Below are 17,019 nucleotides of genomic sequence, written 5' to 3'. Positions count from 1 at the left end.
ACAAGGCCTTTTTTCTGCCTCAGCGGCGCTCGGCGTTGGCTTGGGAGACCTGTCCGTTCAGCGTCCAGAAGTCATACAGCACCCCCACCAGGAACAGGCCGCCGGTGAAGAAGTAGATGATCGCGCTGATCCATTTGCCCTGGTACAGCCGGTGCGCACCAAAGATGCCGAGAAAGGTCAGCAGGATCCAGGCGATGTTGTAGTCGATACGCCCTGACTGGAAACGCAGGTCAGCCTCGCGGTCCATCGACGGAATCAGGAACAGGTCGATCAGCCAGCCGATGCCGAGCAGGCCCAGGGTGAAGAACCAGATCGTTCCGGTGATGGGCTTGCCGTAGTAGAACCGGTGCGAGCCGGTGAACCCGAAGATCCACAGCAGGTAGCCGATCACCTTGCTGTGGGTGTCGTGATGCGGCACTCCTTGTTGATAACTGTTCATTCGTAGCCCTCTTGGGTTATCCAAAAATTTTCTAAAAAAAAATGTGACTTTTCTGGCGCCGACCGACGTATGGCAGCATGACAATCGACCAACGGATCAAAAAGTGATCAAAAAGCTGTTATAAAGTTGCCCGCCAACACACATAAAACATTCATAAAGAGCTTCATCTATGCCGCCTTTGTTCAAGACATGGCTGACCCTCTGTCTATTATTGCCCCTGGCCGCCCACGCCACCAACCGTGAGCAACGTCTTCCAAATGGTTTCACCGGCTACACCAGCAACACGCAGGTGAAACATGCACCGGTCAAACAGACCACGCTGCGCGCACGCCAGACCGCTTCGGCCAAGGCTCACAACCTGCCTGCCGTCGCCGCGATGTCGCCCAAGCAGAGCAGCGACGTGCTCAGCCGCGCCGTCAACGTGCTCGGCACCCCGTATGTCTGGGGGGGCAGCAGCCCGAAAAAGGGCTTCGACTGCAGCGGGCTGGTCAAGTACGCCTTCAACGACGTGGCTGACGTCGACTTGCCGCGCACCTCCAACGCCATGGCCCAGGGTCATGGGGTGAAGGTGGCCAAGAGCGATCTCAAGCCAGGCGACCTGATCTTCTTCAACATCAAGAGCCGACGGGTCAACCACGTTGCCATCTACCTGGGCAACGACCGCTTCATCCACGCACCGCGTCGCGGCAAGCGGGTGAGCATCGACAACCTGAGCAAGCCTTACTGGCAGAAGCATTATGTGGTTGCCAAGCGGGTGTTGCCGAAGGAACAGCAGCAGCTGGCGCTGGCCAAGCGCTGATCGCGCCGCCCCTATCGCCGGCAAGCCGGCTCCGACAGGGACCTGTAGGAGCCGGCTTGCCGGCGATAGGGCCAGCAGCCTTCACCCAAGCTCAATCAGCCCTTCGCTCTTCAGCTGTTTCATCGCCCCTTCCATCGTCAGCATCCCCTCCGCCGCCCCCGCCTGCATCACCGAACACAACTGCGCCATACGCCCCTCGCGAATCAGGTTGCGCACAGCCGGCGTCGCCACCAGCACTTCCCTCGCCGCCACCCGCCCACCACCCCCACGCTTGACCAGCACCTGCGCCACCACCATGCGCAGCGACTCCGCCAACATGGCCCGTACCAATGGCTTTTCCTCTGCCGCAAACACATCCACCAGACGGTCGATGCTGCTCACCGCCGAGCGCGTATGCACCGTTGCCAGCACCAGGTGCCCCGTTTCCGCCGCCCGCAGCGCCAGGCGTATCGTCTCGAGATCTCGCAACTCGCCGATCATGATCACATCCGGGTCCTGACGCAGCGCACTGCGCAAGCCCTGGGAAAAGTCCCGGCAGTGTCGGCCGATCTCGCGTTGGTTGACCAGGCTGCGCTGACCGCTGTGGATAACTTCCACAGGGTCTTCGAGGGTGATGATGTGCAGACAGCGCTCACGATTGAGCTGATCGATCAGGGCCGCCAAGGTGCTGGACTTGCCGCTGCCGGTTGGCCCCCCGATCAGGACCAGCCCATCGGTATACCGCGCAATAGCTCGATACACTTCTTCCAGTGCCAGCTCACCCAGTGTAGGGATGCGCCTGGGAATGAGGCGAAAGGTCGCCGCAGGGCCATTCAACTGGCGAAACAGATTGAGACGAAAGCGTCCCAATGGCGCCAGCTCCAGGGCCAGATCCTGCTCATCACCCTTTTCCCAGCACTGGCGCCGCCCCTCGTCGAGCAGAGGCGCCATGCCATCGTTCAACGCAGCAGGCTGCAGGCACGGCAGGTCCAGCCGCTGCAACTCGCCATCCAGGCGCAGCATCGGTATTTCGCCCGCAGCCAGGTGCAGGTCGCTCGCCCCTGCCTCCACAGCCCGGGCCAGCAGGTCGGTCACGTCCATGAGACTCCCCAAAGGCCATCAAGCAGGTAGAATGCCGCAGACCCCAGAGCCGACGGCATCGATCAATGTCCACCATAGCAGACAACCTTTCCGCCCTTTCTGCGCGCATCGACAGCGCGGCCCGGGCCGTTGGACGCGACCCGGCCAGCATCCAGTTGCTGGCGGTGAGCAAGACCAAACCGGCCAGCGCCATTCGCGAAATCCATGCCGCCGGCGTGCGCGATGTGGGTGAAAACTACCTGCAGGAAGCACTGGCCAAACAAGTCGAGCTGGTCGACCTGCCCTTGATCTGGCACTTCATCGGCCCCATTCAGTCGAACAAGACCAAAGCGATTGCCGAACATTTCGACTGGGTACATTCCGTGGACCGCCTGAAGATCGCCCAACGCCTGTCCGAACAGCGCCCCGCCGGGCTGCCCCCGCTGAACATCTGCCTTCAGGTGAATGTCAGCGGCGAAGACAGCAAGTCGGGCTGCGCGCCGGCCGACCTGCCGGCACTGGCCAACGCCGTGGCCGCACTGCCGAACCTGCGCCTGCGCGGGCTGATGGCGATTCCCGAGCCGACCGACGACCGTGCCGAGCAGGAAGCGGCCTTCGCCAGCCTGCGGCAGTTGCAGCAGGGCCTGAATCTCGGCCTGGACACCTTGTCCATGGGCATGAGCCACGACCTGGAAGCCGCGATTGCACAGGGCGCGACCTGGGTACGTATCGGTACCGCCCTGTTCGGTGCCCGCAACTACGGCCCCGTCTGATTCCATGCTTTACTCACTCTTTCCCTCAAGGACCTGACATGAGCAAGACACGTATTGCCTTTATCGGCGCCGGCAACATGGCCGCCAGCCTGATCGGCGGCCTGCGTGCCCAAGGCCTGGACGCAGCGCAGATCCGCGCCAGCGACCCGGGCGCCGAAGCCCGCGCCCGGGTGCAGGCCGAGCACGGAATCGAAGCGTTCGAAGACAATGCCAGCGCCATCGCCGATGCCGATGTGATCGTCCTGGCAGTCAAGCCGCAAGTGATGAAAGCCGTCTGCCAGGCCCTGCAGCCCAGCCTGCAGGACGGCCAGCTGATCGTTTCCATCGCCGCCGGCATCACCTGCGCCAGCCTGCAAGCCTGGCTCGGTGCCCGCCCGGTCGTGCGCTGCATGCCCAACACCCCGGCCCTGCTGCGCCAAGGCGTCAGCGGCCTGTACGCAACCGCCGAGGTTTCCGGCGAACAACGCCAGCAAGCCGAGCAATTGCTGTCGGCCGTCGGCACCGCCCTGTGGCTGGAACAGGAGCAACAGCTCGATGCCGTCACTGCTGTCTCCGGCAGCGGCCCGGCCTATTTCTTCCTGCTGATCGAAGCCATGACCGCTGCCGGTGAAAAGCTCGGCCTGCCGCGCGAAACCGCCTCGCAACTGACACTGCAGACGGCCTTGGGCGCTGCACACATGGCGGTGGCCAGCGACGTCGACGCCGCCGAGCTGCGCCGCCGCGTCACCTCGCCAGCCGGCACCACCGAGGCGGCGATCAAGTCGTTCCAGGGCAACGGATTCGAAGCCATCGTCGAGCAGGCGCTGGAGGCTGCGGCCAGGCGTTCTGCCGAGCTGGCCGAGCAATTGGGCAAATAAGGAGTTCTTGATGAATGCACTGTCAGGCGCCGCGATCTTCGTGGTGCAAACCCTGGTCAGCCTGTACCTGGTGATCGTCCTGCTGCGCTTCGTGCTGCAGCTGGTGAAGGCCAACTTCTACAACCCGCTGTGCCAGTTCGCCGTACGCGCCACCCAGCCACTGCTCAAGCCGATCCGCCGGATCATCCCCAGCGTGGGCGGCCTGGACACCTCGTCGCTGCTGCTGGCGGTCGTCATCCAGGCCCTGCTGATGGGCTTCGTGCTGATGGTCACCTACGGCACCTTCGGCGACATCCTGCACCTGCTGATGTGGGCAATCATCGGCATCACCTCGCTGTTCCTGAAGATTTTCTGGGTGGCGATGATCGTCATGGTGATCGTCTCCTGGGTCGCGCCGAACAGCCACAACCCGGCAGCGGAGCTTGCCTACCAGATCAGCGAACCGGTGCTGGCACCGTTCCGGCGCATTGTGCCGAACCTGGGCGGCATGGACATTTCGCCGATCTTCGCCTTCCTGGCGATCCAGGTGCTCCAGTCGTTCGTCATGCCACCGCTGGCCGCCTATGCCGGCATGCCACAGGAACTGTGGCGGATGATCTGACCCCGCTACCCCCAGCGGCAAGCCTTCGCTTGCCGCTGGGGGTAGCGCTCTTTAGACTTACGCCTCCGTCAAGCGTGAGCAGGGTCGATGTCCACTGTCCTTCCCGAAGATTCCGTCGGTCTGGTAACACCGCAAACTGCCCGGTTCGAAGAACCGCTGGCCCTGGCCTGTGGCCGCTCCCTGGCGAGCTACGAACTGGTCTACGAGACCTATGGCAGCCTGAATGCCAGCGCGAGCAATGCCGTGCTCATCTGCCATGCCCTGTCCGGCCATCACCATGCCGCAGGCTACCATGCCGCCACCGACCGCAAGCCGGGCTGGTGGGACAGCTGCATCGGCCCTGGCAAGCCGATCGACACCAACCGCTTCTTCGTGGTCAGCCTGAACAACCTCGGCGGCTGCAACGGCAGCACCGGTCCGAGCAGCATCAACCCAGCCACCGGTAAACCCTATGGCGCAGACTTCCCGGTACTGACCGTGGAAGACTGGGTGCGCAGCCAGGTGCGCCTGGCCGACCGTCTGGGTATCCAGCAGTGGGCCGCCGTGGTCGGTGGCAGCCTGGGCGGCATGCAGGCACTGCAGTGGACCATCACTTACCCGGACCGTGTGCGCCATTGCGTCGACATTGCCTCGGCCCCCAAGTTGTCGGCCCAGAACATCGCCTTCAACGAAGTGGCGCGCCAGGCCATCCTGACCGACCCGGAGTTCCACGGCGGCTCGTTCCAGGACCAGGGCGTGGTTCCCAAGCGCGGCCTGATGCTGGCGCGCATGGTCGGCCACATCACCTACCTGTCGGACGACTCGATGGGCGAGAAATTCGGCCGTGAGCTCAAGAGCGACAAGCTCAACTACGACTTCCACAGCGTCGAATTCCAGGTCGAGAGCTATTTGCGCTACCAGGGCGAAGAGTTTTCCGGCCGCTTCGACGCCAACACCTACCTGCTGATGACCAAGGCGCTGGACTACTTCGACCCGGCCGCGGCCAATGGCGGCGACCTTTCCGCGACCCTGGCCCACGTCACGGCAGACTACTGCATCATGTCCTTCACCACCGACTGGCGCTTCTCCCCGGCACGCTCGCGCGAGATCGTCGATGCGCTGATGGCCGCACGCAAGAACGTCTGTTATCTGGAGATCGACTCGCCCTACGGGCACGACGCCTTCCTGATCCCGACGCCTCGCTACGTGCAGGGCTTCTCGAACTACATGAACCGCATCGCCATCTGAGGACAGCATGAGAGCCGATCTGGAAATCATCCACGACTGGATTCCCGCCGGCAGCCGGGTACTCGACCTGGGCTGCGGCAGTGGCGAGCTGCTGGCTTCGCTGCGCGATCGCAAGCAGGTCACCGGCTACGGCCTGGAAATCGACGCCGACAATATCGCCGCCTGCGTGGCCAAGGGCGTCAACGTGATCGAGCAGGACCTCGACAAGGGCCTGGGCAACTTCGCCAGCAACAGCTTCGACGTGGTGATCATGACCCAGGCCCTGCAGGCCGTGGAGTACCCTGACCGCATTCTCGACGAGATGCTGCGGGTGGGTCGCCAGTGCATCATCACCTTCCCCAATTTTGGCCACTGGCGCTGCCGCTGGTACCTGGCGACCAAAGGCCGCATGCCGGTATCGGACTTCATGCCGTACACCTGGTACAACACGCCGAACATCCACTTCTGTACCTTTGCCGACTTCGAAGAGCTGTGCCACGAACGTCGCGCCAAGGTGCTCGACCGCCTGGCCGTCGACCACCTGCACCGGAACGGGTGGGGTGGCCGGCTTTGGCCTAATCTTCTAGGTGAAATCGGCATTTATCGCGTCAGCAGCCCTGGCCTGCAGGAGCACCAGCTCGCGGTCTGACGCCCACCGGAGGAATCGCACCATGCGTCGACTAGCCCTGTTCCTGATCAGCCTGTGCCTGGCCCTGCCAGTACTGGCTGCCGATGCCGCCAAGCCCGATCGCAAGGAAGTTTTCGGTGACGTGACGGTGCACTACAGCGCCTTCACCTCGAGCATGCTGCAACCGGATATCGCCGCCGCCACGGGGCTTACTCGCAGCAAGAACCAGGGTGTGCTCAATGTTGCCGTGCTCAAGGCCAGCAAACCCACCATGGCGGTGGTCAGCGGCACGGTAGAGGACCTCACCGGACGCAGTAGCCCGCTGTCGTTCAAGCAGATTTCCGACCAAGGGGCGATCTACTACATCGCCCAGTTCAAGATCGATCAGGCCGAGACGCTGACCTTCAACCTGAATGTCGAAACCGGCGGGGTCAGTAATAAACTCAGCTTCAACCAGGAAGTGTTCCCAGGCGAATGATGAATTTCCAGCAACTCGTATTGGCCAGCCACAACGCCGGCAAACTCAAGGAACTCCAGGCCATGCTCGGCCAGTCGGTGCAACTGCGCTCGATCGGCGAGTTCAGCCAGGTCGAGCCTGAAGAAACCGGCTTGTCGTTCGTCGAGAACGCGATTCTCAAGGCACGCAACGCGGCCCGCATTTCCGGCCTGCCGGCGCTGGCCGACGATTCGGGCCTGGCCGTGGACTTCCTGGGTGGCGCGCCGGGCATCTATTCGGCGCGCTATGCCAACGGCAAGGGCGATGCAGCGAACAATGCGAAGTTGCTCGAAGCGCTCAAGGATGTGCCGGAAGATCAACGCGGCGCCCAGTTCGTCTGCGTGCTGGCCCTGGTGCGGCATGCCGATGACCCGCTGCCGATTCTCTGCGAAGGCCTGTGGCAGGGGCGCATCCTGTTCGAAGCCAGCGGCGAACATGGCTTCGGCTACGACCCGCTGTTCTGGGTGCCTGAGCGCAACTGCTCCAGCGCCGACCTCGCGCCCCTGGACAAGAACCAGCTCAGCCACCGCGCCCGCGCCATGGCCCTGCTACGTCAACGTTTGGGCCTGGCATGATCGCAACGCTGTCTCAACCAGGCGCGGTAGCCTTGACCTCGCTGCCGCCCTTGGCGCTGTACATCCACATTCCGTGGTGCGTGCGCAAATGCCCTTACTGCGACTTCAATTCCCACGCCGCCGGCCCCGAGCTGCCGGAAGAGGCTTATGTCGACGCCCTGCTGACTGACCTCGACCAGGAACTGGCGGCCGTGCAGGGTCGGTCGATTTCGTCGATCTTCTTCGGTGGCGGTACGCCCAGCCTGTTCAGCGCCAATGCCCTCGGACGCCTGTTGCGCGGTGTGGAAACACGCATTCCGTTCGCTTCGGACATCGAAATCACGCTCGAAGCCAACCCCGGCACGTTCGAGCAGGAGAAGTTCAAGGCGTACCGGCAAACGGGCATCAATCGGCTGTCCATCGGCGTGCAGAGCTTCCAGCCTGCCAAGCTCGAGGCGCTGGGCCGCATCCACAATGGCGACGAGGCCATCCGCGCAGCGGCCATGGCGCGCGCCGCCGGCTTCGACAACTTCAACATGGACCTGATGCACGGCCTGACCGAGCAGTCGCTGGACGACGCTCTCGGCGACCTGCGCCAGGCCATCGACCTGGGGCCGACGCACCTGTCGTGGTACCAGCTGACCGTGGAACCGAACACGGTGTTCTGGAACCAGCCGCCGGAGCTTCCGGAAGACGACATCCTCTGGGACATCCAGGAAGCTGGCCAGGCCCTGATGGCCGAGCATGACTTCAAGCAGTACGAAGTGTCGGCCTACGCCCAGCCCGGCAGACCGGCACGGCACAACCTCAACTACTGGCGCTTCGGCGACTTCATCGGCATCGGCGCCGGTGCCCACGGCAAGCTGACCTTTGCCGATGGCCGCATCCTGCGCACCTGGAAGACCCGCCTGCCGAAGGACTACCTGAACCTGGCCAAGCCCTTCAAGGCTGGCGAGAAGCTGCTGCCGGTCGACGAGCTGCCGTTCGAGTTCCTGATGAACGCCCTGCGCCTCACCGAGGGGGTGGAAGCCGAGCTGTTCACCCAGCGTACCGGTCTGCCCCTGGCGCAACTGGCCGAAGCGCGCCGCGCCGCCGAACAAAAGGGCCTTCTGCAGGTCGAACCTGATCGGTTGGTGGCCACGCCGCGCGGCCAGCTGTTCCTCAATGACCTGCTGCAGTATTTCTTGACATAAGGATGACCCATGGATCTGGTACTTGATCTGCTGGCCACGGTTTCCCGCTGGAGCCGTAGCAACCTGTCGGAGATTTCCCTGGCCCTGGTAGGCTGCCTGCTGGTGCTGTTCGGCACCGATATCAAGGCCTGGGTGGAACAACGCCTGGGCGGCCTGGCAGGCGCCCTGCGCGTGCCGTTCATGGCCCTGCTGGTGATGATCGGCAGCGGTGCGGCGTTGATCTATGCCACGCCTTGGGTGGTGAAGGGGCTGAGCCAGTTCAACAACTATGCGCTGGCACCGGTGTTGTTGGTGGTACTGGTGTTGATTGGCGTGGTGGCCGATCGGCGGGGGTGAGATTGCTAAAAACTGCCCCGGAGAACCAGGGCAGCCCTACCACCTGACTAGCCCTTACTGGGTATCGTCGAAGTGATCGCGCATGAAGTCCCGAACGGTCTTGAGTACAAACAAGATCCGGATGAGTTTCCAAACGCGGCTCAGCGCATCAAGCAGACGCTTCATATGCCATGGCCTCCGTGTTGGCGGGCCAATCTTCCAGCATCTAACCGGTACTTCGATGCCTTCGAAAAATCGTGTGGATCTTTCAGTGAAGTGGCCGGGCTAATGGCCCTTCGAAAGCAATCACCGGCACGGTTCTCAAGCCGTGTCGAAGGGGCCGGAAAGCAAAATTCTTCTTCTAACCGGCCCATCACTGAACAGCTCCACACGTGAGCGGCGCACTGATACTGCGATTGGCGCTTTTAGACTGTTAACAGCGCCGACACACGTAATGCGACATGTTTCGGGACATTGACGCATCGCCTGACGCTACCTATGATCTCGACACCGTGTGGATCTTTCAGTGAAAGTCCGAAGCGAATGGCTCTCAACCTTTTCGCTTCAATAAAAAAACCGCCCTTCTCAAGGCGGTTTTTTTTCGCCTGCATTTCTGCAGGCTCTCGCGGCACGACGGGCTCAAACAGCCAATCAGTCCACCTTCTCGAACTTCAGATCCCAGACGCCATGCCCCAAGCGCTCACCACGGCGCTCGAACTTGGTGATCGGCCGTTCTTCCGGACGCGGCACGTAGGCCCCATCCGCCGCCTGGTTACGGTAACCCGGCGCAGCGCTCATCACTTCCAGCATGTACTCGGCATACGGCTCCCAGTCGGTCGCCATGTGGAACACGCCGCCCGGCTTGAGCTTGCGCCGTACCAGCTCGGCAAACGCCAGCTGCACGATGCGGCGCTTGTGATGGCGCGCCTTGTGCCACGGGTCGGGGAAGAACAGCATCAAGCGGTCGAGGCTGTTGTCGGCCACGCAGCGGTTGAGCACTTCGATGGCGTCGCAATCGTATACCCGCAGGTTCTTCAGACCCTGGGTCAGCACGCCGTTGAGCAGTGCGCCTACACCCGGACGGTGCACTTCGACACCGATGAAGTCCAGCTCCGGCGCGGCGGCGGCCATCTCCAGCAGGGAATGCCCCATGCCGAAACCGATCTCCAGGGTACGTGGCGCCGAACGGCCAAACACCTGGTCGTAGTCCACCGGGCTGTCGGCCAGCGGCAGGATGTACAGCGGGCCGCCCTGGTCCAGGCCGCGTTGCTGGCCTTCGGTCATGCGCCCTGCGCGCATCACGAAGCTCTTGATGCGGCGGTGAGGGCGCGCTTCGCCGTCAGGGGTGGTCGGCGTATCTTGCGGTTCAGTCATCGGGGGCTCTTACTTGATCAGACCATCCAGCGGCGAAGAGGCGCTGGCATAGAGTTTCTTCGGCATGCGCCCGGCCAGGTAGGCCATGCGGCCGGCAACGATGGCGTGCTTCATGGCCTCGGCCATCAGCACCGGCTGCTGGGCGTGGGCGATGGCCGAGTTCATCAGCACGGCTTCGCAGCCCATTTCCATGGCGATGGTGGCATCGGAGGCGGTACCTACACCGGCGTCGACCAGCACCGGCACCTTGGACTCTTCCAGGATGATCTGCAGGTTGTACGGGTTGCAGATACCCAGGCCGGTGCCGATCAGGCCGGCCAGCGGCATCACCGCAATGCAGCCGGCTTCGGCCAGCTGACGGGCAATGATCGGGTCATCGCTGGTGTAGACCATCACGTCGAAACCGTCCTTGACCAGCACTTCGGCAGCCTTGAGGGTTTCGATCACGTTGGGGAACAGGGTTTTCTGGTCGGCCAAAACTTCCAGCTTGACCAGGTTGTGGCCATCGAGCAGCTCACGGGCCAGGCGACAGGTGCGCACGGCTTCGACCGCGTCATAGCAGCCGGCGGTGTTCGGCAGGATGGTGTAGCGATCCGGCGGCAACACGTCGAGCAGGTTCGGCTCGCCTGGGTTCTGGCCGAGGTTGGTGCGGCGCACGGCGACGGTGACGATTTCAGCACCCGAGGCCTCGATGGCCAGGCGGGTTTCTTCCATGTCACGGTACTTGCCGGTGCCGACCAGCAGGCGCGACTGGAAAGTGCGTCCGGCCAGGGTAAAGGGCTTGTCGCTACGAACGTTGCTCATCGTTGTTCCTCGGGAAAAGGTTGCTGGGCTGCAGGTTAATCGCCGGGACGGAATCAACCGCCACCGATGGCGTGGACCACTTCGACCTGGTCGCCTTCGCTCAGCTGCGTGCTGTCGTGCTGGCTACGTGGCACGATGTCCAGGTTGAGTTCCACCGCGACCCGGCGCCCGGTCAGTTCCAGGCGCGTCAGCAAGGCCGCGACGCTTTCGCCAGCGGGCACTTCGTAAGGTTCACCGTTCAGTTGAATGCGCATGCGCACGGCCACCATTGTTCTTTGGGGCCCGCATTCTAGCGCCGATCAACGCGTTTACCCAAGGGTGGCGGGCGCCATTAGTCGCGATTGTGGACCGTTTGGTCAGCCCAGGCGCCAGGCTGCCAGCCCCAGGCACAACCAACCGGCAAGGAAGCACAGGCCGCCAATCGGGGTGATGATGCCCAACTTGCCAATGCTGCTGAGGGTCAGCAGGTACAGGCTGCCCGAGAACAGCACGATGCCCAGGGCGAACAGGCCGCCTGCCCAGCCCACCAGTCGCCCCGGCAGATGCGCTGCCAGCACCGCCACACCGAAGATCGCCAGGGCATGCACCAACTGGTAGGTGACACCGGTCTGAAAGATCGCCAGGTAGTCGGCTGACAGGCGGTTTTTCAACCCGTGCGCGGCGAACGCGCCCAAGGCGACACCGGTAAAACCAAAAAAGGCGGCGAGCATCAGGAAGCTGCGAAGCATGGGACGACTCCTTGGATCGGGTCTGTATAATGGCCCCTTCCACTGGTCCGGCCAAGCCATCACCATGCTTTCATCCCTCATTCGCCGCTTCGCCCGCGCCCTGCTCTGGTTCGCTGCCGGCAGCATCGTGCTGGTGCTGGTGTTTCGCTGGGTGCCGCCACCTGGCACGGCGTTGATGGTGGAGCGCAAGGTGCAGTCGTGGGTAAGCGGCGAATCGATCGACCTGCAGCGCGACTGGGAACCGTGGGAGAACATCTCCGACGAACTCAAGGTCGCGGTCATCGCCGGAGAGGACCAGAAATTCGCCTATCACTGGGGCTTCGACATCCCGGCCATCCAGGCCGCGCTGGCCTTCAACGAGCGCGGTGGCAGCATTCGCGGCGCCAGCACGCTGACCCAACAGGTGGCCAAGAACCTGTTCCTGTGGTCCGGGCGCAGCTGGTTGCGCAAGGGTCTGGAAGCCTGGTTCACGGCGCTGATCGAACTGTTGTGGTCGAAGGAGCGCATCCTCGAGGTCTACCTGAACAGTGCAGAGTGGGGCAAAGGGGTTTTCGGCGCCCAGGCTGCAGCGCGCTATCACTTCGGCATCGATGCCAGCCGGCTGAATCGACAGCAGGCGGCGCAATTGGCTGCCGTGCTGCCCAGCCCGATCAAGTGGAGCGCCAGCAAACCAAGCGCCTATGTGGCCAGCCGGGCAGGCTGGATTCGCCGGCAGATGAGCCAGCTGGGCGGGCCGAGCTACCTGGTGCAGTTGAATGCTTCGCGCAGGCCTTGAGCTGATTTTCTGATTGTTCTGGCCCTATCGCCGTGGCGACGAACCGCGGCGATAGGGCCAGTAAAGCCCATGCAAATAGAAAAGCCGCCAACCCTCTTCAGGCCAGCGGCTTCTCAGTACAGCCAAGCAGTGGTCAGATGGCAATCAACGCCTTGACCTTGTTCATCGCGTTCTTCTCCAGCTGACGAATACGCTCGGCCGAAACGCTGTACTTGTCCGCCAGCTCATGCAAAGTCGCTTTTTCCTCGGCCAACCAGCGCTGGTAGAGGATGTCACGGCTGCGGTCATCCAGCCCTTGCAGTGCTACATGCAGGTTGCTGGTGGAGTTGTCGCTCCAGTCGGCGTCTTCGAGCTGCACGGCCGGGTCGTAGCGATGGTCTTCCAGGTAGTGCGCAGGCGACTGGAAGGCGCTGTCGTCATCCGCTTCGGCTGCCGGGTCGAAGGCCATGTCCTGGCCGCTCAGGCGGCTTTCCATCTCGCGCACTTCACGTGGCTCGACGCCAAGGCTTTCCGCCACGCGATGTACTTCGTCATTGTTCAGCCAGGCCAGACGCTTCTTCTGGCTGCGCAGGTTGAAGAACAGCTTGCGCTGGGCCTTGGTGGTGGCCACCTTGACGATGCGCCAGTTGCGCAGGATGAACTCGTGAATTTCTGCCTTGATCCAGTGCACGGCGAAGGACACCAGGCGCACACCCATTTCCGGGTTGAAGCGCTTGACTGCCTTCATCAGGCCGACGTTGCCTTCCTGGATCAGGTCGGCCTGGGCCAGCCCGTAGCCTGCATAGCTACGCGCGATATGTACGACGAAACGCAGGTGGGCCATCACCATTTGCCGAGCGGCCTCGAGATCCTGCTCATAGTAGAGACGCTCGGCCAGATCACGCTCCTGCTCGACAGACAGCAGCGGGATGCTGTTGACCGTGTGCACGTAGGCTTCCAGGTTTGCACCAGGAACCAGGGCATAGGCAGGTTGCAACGATGTGGTCATTCAAGAACCTCCGACTTACAAAACTCGCACCTTGTGGGCGCTGCCAACATTGACCCGGAACGACGGTACAAGTTCCAAAATGAAAAAAATGTCAATGCTGGCACAGAAAAAACTATCGTGGTGCCAGTTCGTTCAAGTGACGGGCCACCGCGATCCATGCACCGATATACCCCAACAGCACCGCCCCGATCAAGAGCGACAGACCATCGGCTGCCGGCACCCCGGCCAGGGCGAAGTCGCTGTCATACAGCCCGGAAAGCCCTACCACGGCCTCGTTCAGCCAGTTCAGGCCAAACGCCAGGATACCCCAGGCCAGCACGCCCGCACCCAGGCCGTACAAGGCCCCCATGTACAGGAATGGCCGCCGTACGTAGCTGTCGGTGCCACCTACCAGCTTGATCACCTCGATCTCGACCCGGCGGTTTTCAATATGTAGACGAATTGTGTTACCGATTACTAACAGCAAGGCCGAAATCAGCATGACCGCGAGCCCGAACACGAACCGGTCGCCCAGTTTGAGGATCGCCGCCAGGCGCTCGACCCACACCAGGTCAAGTTGCGCATTCTCCACCCGCGGCAGTTCCGACAGGCGTTGGCGCAACGCATCGAGTGCCGGCTTGTCGACTTCGGTCGGTGTCACCACCACCACGCCTGGCAAGGGGTTGTCAGGCAGCTCGCGCAGGGCTTCGCCCAGTCCGGACTGCTGCTGGAACTCCTCGAGTGCCTGCTCGCGACTGACGTACTGGGCATCCGCCACACCCGGCATGCCCTTGATCTCTTCGCGCAGGGCCTCGCCTTCCTTGCTGCTCGCGTCGAGCTTCAGGTACAGCGATATCTGCGCCGCGCGCTGCCAGGAGCCGCCCAGCTTCTCGACGTTCTTCAGCAACAGCGACAAGCCCATGGGCATGCTCAAGGCGACCGCCATCACCAGACAGGTGAAGAAGCTGCCGATCGGCTGCTTGCCCAGGCGCCGCAGGCTATCGGCCAGGCTGGCGCGGTGGCTTTCCAGCCAGGCCTGCAAGAGGGTACGGAAGTCCGGACCGTCATCGTCATGTTCGCCGCGCTTTTTCTTCGCGGGCTGCACGTCGGCAGCCTTCGGCGCCACCCGTTCGGAGACTTTTGGTGTACGTGCATTGCTCATTGCCCGGCCTCCCCATCGCCGATCAGACGGCCGCGCTGCAAGGTCAGCATGCGGTGGCGCATGCGCGCGATCAGTGCCAGGTCGTGGCTGGCAATCAATACCGTGGTGCCCAGCCGGTTGATGTCTTCGAACACGCCCATGATTTCCGCGGCCAGGCGCGGGTCAAGGTTACCGGTGGGTTCGTCGGCCAACAGCAAGGCTGGCTGGTGCACGATGGCACGGGCGATACCGACCCGCTGCTGCTGCCCCGTGGACAGGTCGGCCGGGAACAGGTCGCCCTTGTCGGACAGCGAGACCCGCTCCAGGGCCGAGTCCACACGCTTGGCGATCTCGGCCTTGGACAGCCCGAGAATCTGCAGCGGCAAGGCAATGTTGTTGAACACCGTGCGGTCGAACAGCAGCTGATGGTTCTGGAACACCACCCCGATCTGCCGGCGCAGGAAGGGGATCTGCGCATTGCTGATCTGCCCCAGGTCCTGCCCGGCCAGCAGCAGCTTGCCGCTGGTCGGTCGTTCCATGGCCAGCAGCAGGCGCAGCAAGGTGCTCTTGCCGGCACCGGAATGGCCGGTGACGAACAGGAATTCGCCCCGGCGCGCCCGGAAACTCAGCTCATGCAAGCCGACATGGCCGTTGGGATAGCGCTTGGCAACCTGTTCGAATCGGATCATGGATGCTCTCGCTCGGCAAACAGAGCCTTGACGAACGGCTCGGCTTCAAAGGTGCGCAGGTCGTCAATGCCTTCACCGACACCGATGAAGCGGATCGGGATGTTGAACTGCTTGGCCAGGGCGAAGATCACGCCGCCCTTGGCGGTGCCGTCCAGCTTGGTCAGGGCCAGGCCGGTCAGCTCGACGCTCTGGTTGAAGTACTTGGCCTGGCTGATGGCGTTCTGCCCGGTACCGGCGTCGAGTACCAGCAGCACCTCGTGCGGCGCCTCGGCATCGAGCTTGCCGATCACCCGACGGACCTTCTTCAGCTCTTCCATCAAGTTGTCCTTGGTGTGCAGGCGACCGGCGGTGTCGGCGATCAGCACATCGACGCCACGGGCCTTGGCGGCCTGCACGGCATCGAAGATCACCGAAGCGGAGTCGGCGCCGGTGTGCTGGGCAATCACCGGGATGTGGTTGCGCTCGCCCCACACCTGCAGCTGCTCGACGGCGGCGGCACGGAAAGTGTCACCCGCAGCCAGCATGACCTTCTTGCCCTCGAGCTGCAGCTTCTTGGCCAGCTTGCCGATGGTGGTGGTCTTGCCAGCGCCGTTCACGCCTACCACGAGGATGACGTAAGGCTTGTTGGTTGCTTCGACTTTCAGCGGCTGCTCGACCGGGCGCAGCAATGCGGCCAGTTCTTCCTGCAGCGACTTGAAGAGGGCGTCAGCGTCGGCCAGTTGCTTGCGGGCGACCTTCTGGGTCAGGTTCTGGACGATGGCCGAGGTGGCTTCCACGCCGACGTCGGCTGTCAGCAGACGGGTCTCGATGTCGTCGAGCAGGTCGTCGTCGATGACTTTCTTGCCCAGGAACAGGCTGGCCATGCCTTCGCCGATGCTGGCACTGGTCTTCGACAGCCCTTGCTTGAGGCGGGCGAAGAAACCGGGCTTGGCCTGTTCGGCGGTGGCAGACGCTGCAACCACCGGGGTTGGCTCGGGCTCGACCACTGCCGGGGCTGGGGCTACGACAGCGACGGGCTCCGGCGCAGGACGCTCGGGGATCGCCGGCGGCGCCTTGGGCTCGAGGTCCGGCACCAGCGCGACAGGTTCCTCGGCAACCGGCAGGACCAGGTTGCTGACGGGAGGCTCGACCGGAGGGGCAACCGGGATTTCCGGGACCACAACGACCGGTGCCGGGGTCTCGACCTGTACCTGGACAGGTGCCGCTTGCGCGGGCAAGCCGGCGCCCACAGGGGCCTGCGGTACAGGCTCAAGGGGGGCGGCCGGCTCAGGGATGATGGCTGGCTCAGGCTCAGGGACCGCGAGCGGCTCAGGTTCAGCAATCGCGATCGGTTCAGGCTCGACAACCGCGACCGGTTCCGGCTCGGCACCACGCGGTGCCTCGGCGACAGCAGGCGCCTCAGGGGCCTGGGCAACCGGCGGCTCTGCCGGAGCGGCTGCGGGCTGCTCGACGGTGGGCTGCGCAACTACGGGCTCGGCAGCTTGAGCATCAGCTACGGGTGGCTGTTCGGCGACAGGTTGCTGCGGCTTCTTGCGAAACCAGCTGAACAGGCCTTTTTTCTCGCCAGCCTCGGCCGGCGCTTTTTTGTCGTCGTTGGAACCAAACATGGAAGACGGCTATC

General features: G+C 63.1%; 21 protein-coding genes. 11 read left to right on the top strand and 10 right to left on the bottom strand.

From position 1 onward, the window contains the following. Positions 1 to 19: 19 nt before the first annotated feature. Positions 20 to 439 carry an NINE protein gene (locus PPL01S_RS00955; RefSeq protein WP_016393370.1) on the bottom strand — a complete coding sequence of 140 codons (420 nt, stop codon included), beginning with the start codon at positions 437 to 439 and terminating at the stop codon, positions 20 to 22. Between the two features lie 169 nt (positions 440 to 608). On the opposite strand from PPL01S_RS00955, the gene PPL01S_RS00950 reads away from it, so the two are divergent. Further along, on the top strand, positions 609 to 1,238 hold the full coding sequence (locus tag PPL01S_RS00950; protein ID WP_016393369.1) for a C40 family peptidase: 630 nt from the start codon (positions 609 to 611) through the stop codon (positions 1,236 to 1,238). 81 nt (positions 1,239 to 1,319) lie between these two features. On the opposite strand, the gene PPL01S_RS00945 is transcribed toward PPL01S_RS00950, so the two are convergent. Further along, entirely contained in the window at positions 1,320 to 2,318 is a 999-nt protein-coding gene (locus PPL01S_RS00945; RefSeq protein WP_016393368.1) for a type IV pilus twitching motility protein PilT, read from the bottom strand. Positions 2,319 to 2,383: 65 nt separating this feature from the next. Here PPL01S_RS00945 and PPL01S_RS00940 point away from each other — a divergent pair, with 65 nt between their 5' ends. The 9 genes from PPL01S_RS00940 to PPL01S_RS00900 all read left to right on the top strand — a co-directional run bounded on the left by PPL01S_RS00940 (position 2,384) and on the right by PPL01S_RS00900 (position 8,941). Next, positions 2,384 to 3,070, top strand: a complete 687-nt coding sequence (locus PPL01S_RS00940) for a YggS family pyridoxal phosphate-dependent enzyme (protein ID WP_016393367.1) — start codon at positions 2,384 to 2,386, stop codon at positions 3,068 to 3,070. A 38-nt stretch (positions 3,071 to 3,108) separates the two neighbouring features. Then, positions 3,109 to 3,927: a pyrroline-5-carboxylate reductase gene (proC, locus tag PPL01S_RS00935; RefSeq protein WP_028625075.1), complete on the top strand. Its 819-nt coding sequence runs from the start codon at positions 3,109 to 3,111 to the stop codon at positions 3,925 to 3,927. A gap of 10 nt (positions 3,928 to 3,937) precedes the next feature. Further along, complete coding sequence (locus PPL01S_RS00930) at positions 3,938 to 4,528, top strand: YggT family protein (protein WP_016393365.1); 591 nt, start codon at positions 3,938 to 3,940, stop codon at positions 4,526 to 4,528. An 87-nt stretch (positions 4,529 to 4,615) separates the two neighbouring features. Beyond that, positions 4,616 to 5,755, top strand: coding sequence for a homoserine O-succinyltransferase MetX (metX, locus tag PPL01S_RS00925; RefSeq protein WP_016393364.1), 1,140 nt, complete (start codon positions 4,616 to 4,618; stop codon positions 5,753 to 5,755). A gap of 7 nt (positions 5,756 to 5,762) precedes the next feature. Beyond that, a complete protein-coding gene (metW, locus tag PPL01S_RS00920; protein ID WP_015272149.1) occupies positions 5,763 to 6,383 on the top strand; it encodes a methionine biosynthesis protein MetW in 621 nt (206 codons plus the stop codon). 22 nt (positions 6,384 to 6,405) lie between these two features. Further along, entirely contained in the window at positions 6,406 to 6,840 is a 435-nt protein-coding gene (locus PPL01S_RS00915; RefSeq protein ID WP_016393363.1) for a DUF4426 domain-containing protein, read from the top strand. Then, a complete protein-coding gene (gene rdgB / locus PPL01S_RS00910) occupies positions 6,837 to 7,433 on the top strand; it encodes an RdgB/HAM1 family non-canonical purine NTP pyrophosphatase (protein ID WP_028625074.1) in 597 nt (198 codons plus the stop codon). The genes PPL01S_RS00915 and rdgB overlap by 4 nt, the downstream gene beginning before the upstream one ends. After that, complete coding sequence (hemW, locus tag PPL01S_RS00905) at positions 7,430 to 8,605, top strand: radical SAM family heme chaperone HemW (protein ID WP_028625073.1); 1,176 nt, start codon at positions 7,430 to 7,432, stop codon at positions 8,603 to 8,605. Before rdgB ends, hemW begins: the two co-directional genes overlap by 4 nt. 9 nt (positions 8,606 to 8,614) lie before the next feature. After that, positions 8,615 to 8,941, top strand: a complete 327-nt coding sequence (locus PPL01S_RS00900; RefSeq protein WP_016393360.1) for a DUF3392 domain-containing protein — start codon at positions 8,615 to 8,617, stop codon at positions 8,939 to 8,941. 630 nt (positions 8,942 to 9,571) lie between these two features. On the opposite strand, the gene trmB is transcribed toward PPL01S_RS00900, so the two are convergent. The 4 genes from trmB to PPL01S_RS00880 form a co-directional block, all read right to left on the bottom strand. Continuing rightward, positions 9,572 to 10,294: a tRNA (guanosine(46)-N7)-methyltransferase TrmB gene (gene trmB / locus PPL01S_RS00895; protein ID WP_016393359.1), complete on the bottom strand. Its 723-nt coding sequence runs from the start codon at positions 10,292 to 10,294 to the stop codon at positions 9,572 to 9,574. A gap of 9 nt (positions 10,295 to 10,303) precedes the next feature. Next, a complete protein-coding gene (locus tag PPL01S_RS00890) occupies positions 10,304 to 11,098 on the bottom strand; it encodes a thiazole synthase (protein ID WP_008092966.1) in 795 nt (264 codons plus the stop codon). Positions 11,099 to 11,151: 53 nt separating this feature from the next. Further along, entirely contained in the window at positions 11,152 to 11,352 is a 201-nt protein-coding gene (gene thiS, locus PPL01S_RS00885) for a sulfur carrier protein ThiS (RefSeq protein WP_016393358.1), read from the bottom strand. Between the two features lie 102 nt (positions 11,353 to 11,454). Continuing rightward, a complete protein-coding gene (locus tag PPL01S_RS00880; RefSeq protein ID WP_016393357.1) occupies positions 11,455 to 11,826 on the bottom strand; it encodes a DUF423 domain-containing protein in 372 nt (123 codons plus the stop codon). 64 nt (positions 11,827 to 11,890) lie between these two features. On the opposite strand from PPL01S_RS00880, the gene mtgA reads away from it, so the two are divergent. Further along, complete coding sequence (gene mtgA / locus PPL01S_RS00875) at positions 11,891 to 12,601, top strand: monofunctional biosynthetic peptidoglycan transglycosylase (RefSeq protein WP_016393356.1); 711 nt, start codon at positions 11,891 to 11,893, stop codon at positions 12,599 to 12,601. Positions 12,602 to 12,734: 133 nt separating this feature from the next. Here the strand turns inward: mtgA and rpoH are convergent, their stop codons facing one another. The 4 genes from rpoH to ftsY form a co-directional block, all read right to left on the bottom strand. Then, positions 12,735 to 13,589 (bottom strand): RNA polymerase sigma factor RpoH, encoded by an 855-nt coding sequence (rpoH, locus tag PPL01S_RS00870; protein WP_016393355.1) that lies wholly within the window; start codon positions 13,587 to 13,589, stop codon positions 12,735 to 12,737. Between the two features lie 112 nt (positions 13,590 to 13,701). Then, a complete protein-coding gene (ftsX, locus tag PPL01S_RS00865; RefSeq protein WP_016393354.1) occupies positions 13,702 to 14,730 on the bottom strand; it encodes a permease-like cell division protein FtsX in 1,029 nt (342 codons plus the stop codon). Continuing rightward, positions 14,727 to 15,398 carry a cell division ATP-binding protein FtsE gene (ftsE, locus tag PPL01S_RS00860; RefSeq protein WP_016393353.1) on the bottom strand — a complete coding sequence of 224 codons (672 nt, stop codon included), beginning with the start codon at positions 15,396 to 15,398 and terminating at the stop codon, positions 14,727 to 14,729. The genes ftsX and ftsE overlap by 4 nt, the downstream gene beginning before the upstream one ends. Next, positions 15,395 to 17,005 carry a signal recognition particle-docking protein FtsY gene (gene ftsY / locus PPL01S_RS00855; protein ID WP_016393352.1) on the bottom strand — a complete coding sequence of 537 codons (1,611 nt, stop codon included), beginning with the start codon at positions 17,003 to 17,005 and terminating at the stop codon, positions 15,395 to 15,397. The genes ftsE and ftsY overlap by 4 nt, the downstream gene beginning before the upstream one ends. Positions 17,006 to 17,019: the final 14 nt, after the last annotated feature.

It is taken from the genome of Pseudomonas plecoglossicida NBRC 103162 = DSM 15088 (genome assembly GCF_000730665.1).
Lineage (GTDB): Bacteria > Pseudomonadota > Gammaproteobacteria > Pseudomonadales > Pseudomonadaceae > Aquipseudomonas > Aquipseudomonas plecoglossicida.
Note: the sequence above shows the minus strand (reverse complement) of the source record. Positions and strands in the feature narration are given on the sequence as shown.

Excerpts from the sequence above, each read along its gene's own strand:
- PPL01S_RS00900 (WP_016393360.1), top strand. The coding sequence starts at position 8,615 with ATGGATCTGGTACTTGATCTGCTGGCCACGGTTTCCCGCTGGAGCCGT.
- PPL01S_RS00955 (WP_016393370.1), bottom strand. The coding sequence starts at position 439 with ATGAACAGTTATCAACAAGGAGTGCCGCATCACGACACCCACAGCAAG.
- metX (WP_016393364.1), top strand. The coding sequence starts at position 4,616 with ATGTCCACTGTCCTTCCCGAAGATTCCGTCGGTCTGGTAACACCGCAA.
- PPL01S_RS00945 (WP_016393368.1), bottom strand. The coding sequence starts at position 2,318 with ATGGACGTGACCGACCTGCTGGCCCGGGCTGTGGAGGCAGGGGCGAGC.
- ftsX (WP_016393354.1), bottom strand. The coding sequence starts at position 14,730 with ATGAGCAATGCACGTACACCAAAAGTCTCCGAACGGGTGGCGCCGAAG.
- ftsY (WP_016393352.1), bottom strand. The coding sequence starts at position 17,005 with ATGTTTGGTTCCAACGACGACAAAAAAGCGCCGGCCGAGGCTGGCGAG.
- PPL01S_RS00930 (WP_016393365.1), top strand. The coding sequence starts at position 3,938 with ATGAATGCACTGTCAGGCGCCGCGATCTTCGTGGTGCAAACCCTGGTC.
- thiS (WP_016393358.1), bottom strand. The coding sequence starts at position 11,352 with ATGCGCATTCAACTGAACGGTGAACCTTACGAAGTGCCCGCTGGCGAA.
- trmB (WP_016393359.1), bottom strand. The coding sequence starts at position 10,294 with ATGACTGAACCGCAAGATACGCCGACCACCCCTGACGGCGAAGCGCGC.
- rpoH (WP_016393355.1), bottom strand. The coding sequence starts at position 13,589 with ATGACCACATCGTTGCAACCTGCCTATGCCCTGGTTCCTGGTGCAAAC.
- PPL01S_RS00950 (WP_016393369.1), top strand. The coding sequence starts at position 609 with ATGCCGCCTTTGTTCAAGACATGGCTGACCCTCTGTCTATTATTGCCC.
- metW (WP_015272149.1), top strand. The coding sequence starts at position 5,763 with ATGAGAGCCGATCTGGAAATCATCCACGACTGGATTCCCGCCGGCAGC.
- hemW (WP_028625073.1), top strand. The coding sequence starts at position 7,430 with ATGATCGCAACGCTGTCTCAACCAGGCGCGGTAGCCTTGACCTCGCTG.
- proC (WP_028625075.1), top strand. The coding sequence starts at position 3,109 with ATGAGCAAGACACGTATTGCCTTTATCGGCGCCGGCAACATGGCCGCC.
- PPL01S_RS00940 (WP_016393367.1), top strand. The coding sequence starts at position 2,384 with ATGTCCACCATAGCAGACAACCTTTCCGCCCTTTCTGCGCGCATCGAC.
- PPL01S_RS00880 (WP_016393357.1), bottom strand. The coding sequence starts at position 11,826 with ATGCTTCGCAGCTTCCTGATGCTCGCCGCCTTTTTTGGTTTTACCGGT.
- rdgB (WP_028625074.1), top strand. The coding sequence starts at position 6,837 with ATGATGAATTTCCAGCAACTCGTATTGGCCAGCCACAACGCCGGCAAA.
- mtgA (WP_016393356.1), top strand. The coding sequence starts at position 11,891 with ATGCTTTCATCCCTCATTCGCCGCTTCGCCCGCGCCCTGCTCTGGTTC.
- PPL01S_RS00890 (WP_008092966.1), bottom strand. The coding sequence starts at position 11,098 with ATGAGCAACGTTCGTAGCGACAAGCCCTTTACCCTGGCCGGACGCACT.
- ftsE (WP_016393353.1), bottom strand. The coding sequence starts at position 15,398 with ATGATCCGATTCGAACAGGTTGCCAAGCGCTATCCCAACGGCCATGTC.
- PPL01S_RS00915 (WP_016393363.1), top strand. The coding sequence starts at position 6,406 with ATGCGTCGACTAGCCCTGTTCCTGATCAGCCTGTGCCTGGCCCTGCCA.